Annotated in this window: 2 protein-coding genes; one reads left to right on the top strand and one right to left on the bottom strand. The window is 69.8% G+C overall.

What is annotated here, in order from left to right; translation table 11 throughout:
• Window positions 1-23: 23 nt before the first annotated feature.
• Window positions 24-1190, bottom strand: coding sequence for a 3-hydroxy-9,10-secoandrosta-1,3,5(10)-triene-9,17-dione monooxygenase oxygenase subunit (hsaA, locus tag ACIWVC_RS34515; RefSeq protein ID WP_396453257.1), 1167 nt, complete (start codon window positions 1188-1190; stop codon window positions 24-26).
• A 148-nt stretch (window positions 1191-1338) separates the two neighbouring features.
• On the opposite strand from hsaA, the gene ACIWVC_RS34510 reads away from it, so the two are divergent.
• Window positions 1339-2350: Rieske 2Fe-2S domain-containing protein (locus ACIWVC_RS34510; protein WP_396453258.1), on the top strand; the 1012-nt coding region annotated here is incomplete at its 3' end.

Here is a 2350-nt window from a genome sequence, read left to right as displayed (position 1 = left end):
GGTCAGACGAGTTCGGGGGCGGGTCAGACGAGGTTGTCCTCGACCTTGAGGCCGAAGATGCCGCGGCCCCACATGGAGAGGGCGTGCTCGACGTCGTTCGCCACGTGGACGCTGCCGGCGTGGGCGTCGCGCCAGGCGCGTTCGATGACGTTGCCGCGGTGCAGGGAGTTCCCGCCGGCGGTCTTGAAGAGGATGTCGATCGCCTGGATGGCGCGCTCGGTGCCGCGCACCTGGTCGCGGCGGGCGCGCAGGCGCAGCTCCATCGGGATCTTCTCGTTGCGGGCCGCGTACGCGTGGATCTCCCGGACGTTCCGGTCGGTCTGCAGGATCGCGGCGTCGATCTCGGACGCGGCGCGGGCCACGGCGACCTGCGCGTGCGGGTCCTCGACGAAGCGGCCGCCGCCGAGGCTGAGCCGGATCCGGTCGCGCATCTTCTCCACGTAGAGGTCGTGGCAGCCCGCCGCCATGCCGATCACGCTGGCGGTGACGGTGCTGGTGAAGATCGTCCCGAAGGGCATCCGGTAGAGCGGGCCGGTGTTGACCTTGCGGCCGGGGTTGCGGAGCTGGGCCTGCTCGAAGTTGCGCATGGCGCGGTGGGACGGGACGAACGCCCGGTCGACGACGATGTCGTCGCTGGCGGTGCCGCGCAGGCCCATCGAGTCCCACACTTCGCGGATCTCGTAGTCGCGCCTGGGCACGAGAACCGTCATGAAGTCGACCGGGCGTCCCTCCGCGCCGACGACGAGGGCGCCGAGCAGGGCCCAGGACGCGAACTCCACGCCGGAGGAGAACGACCAGTGGCCGCTCAGCTCGTAGCCGCCGTCGACGGGGGTGAGGCGGCCGATGGGCGAGTAGGACGAGGAGATCAGGGTGTCGGGCCCGGCGCCCCACACCTCGCGCTGCGCCTCGTCCGCGAAGAGGCCGAGATGCCAGGAGTGGACGCCGAGGATCGCGGCGACCCAGCCGGTCGAGCCGCAGGCGCCGGAGATCGCGCGGACGACCTCGTAGAAGGCGACGGGGTCGTCCTCGGCGCCGCCGTAGCGGGCGGGCTGGAGCATCCTGAACACCCCGGCGGCGGTCAGCTCGCGCATGGTCTCGGCGGGGATGTGTCCCTTCTCGTCCACGGACCGGGCCCGTTCGGCGATGCCCGGCAGCAGCCCGCGAACGGCGTCCAGGACCTCGTTGCTCATCCGTCGACTCCCGTCTTCGTCGTCTGCCCATTGCAGCAGACCACGCGCGCGGGCCCGCACGGGGCTCCGCGTCCCGGCCACCGGGACTCGCCGTTCGGGACGGTGACCTGCGATCTAACGTTCGAATCACCCATCCATCGCTGAAGGGATGATCCACGTGACCGCAACCGAGTCGGACGCCGTCCGCGCCATCGAGGCGGAGGCCGTCACCTCCCGTTTCGCCCGGGGATGGCACTGCCTCGGGCTGGCCGAGAAGTACAAGGACGGCAAGCCCCACACGGTCAACGCGTTCGGGCAGAAGCTCGTGGTCTTCACCGGCGCGGACGGGAAGACGAACGTCCTGGACGCCTACTGCCGGCACATGGGCGGCGACCTGTCCCAGGGGACGGTGAAGGGCAACGAGATCGCCTGCCCGTTCCACGACTGGCGCTGGGGCGGCGACGGCCGCTGCAAGCAGATCCCGTACTCGCGCCGCGTCCCGCTGCGCGCCCGGACCGCCGCGTGGCCGACGATGGAGCAGGACAAGCTGCTGTTCGTGTGGAACGACCCGGAGGGGAGCAAGCCGCCGGCGGACGTGACGATCCCGAAGATCGCGGGCGCGACCAGCGACGACTGGACCGACTGGCGCTGGACCGAGACGGTCGTCCACACCAACTGCCGCGAGATCATCGACAACGTCGTGGACATGGCGCACTTCTTCTACATCCACAAGTCGTTCCCGACGTACTTCAAGAACATCTTCGAGGGCCACACCGCCACGCAGATCATGAAGGGCGTGACCCGGGAGGACGCCCGCGCGGCCCGGGGCGGCGGGGGCGGGCCGCGGATGCTCGGCAACACCTCGGTCGCGTCCTACCACGGCCCCTCGTTCATGATCGACGAGCTGACGTACCACTACGAGGGGTACGACCTGCACTCCGTGCTGATCAACTGCCACTACCCGATCGACCAGAACTCGTTCTCGCTGCACTCGGGCATCATCGTCCAGCACAGCGACGCGCTGCCGCCGGAGGCGGCGGAGGCGTCCGCGCAGAAGCTGTCGGACTTCATCCTGCTCGGCTTCGAGCAGGACATCGAGATCTGGCGGAACAAGACGCGCATCGACAACCCGCTGCTGTGCGAGGAGGACGGGCCCGTCTACCAGCTGCGCCGCTGGTACG

The sequence above is a fragment of the Actinomadura sp. genome (assembly GCF_044508335.1).
In the GTDB taxonomy this organism is placed as follows: domain Bacteria; phylum Actinomycetota; class Actinomycetes; order Streptosporangiales; family Streptosporangiaceae; genus Spirillospora.
Note: the sequence above shows the minus strand (reverse complement) of the source record. Positions and strands in the feature narration are given on the sequence as shown.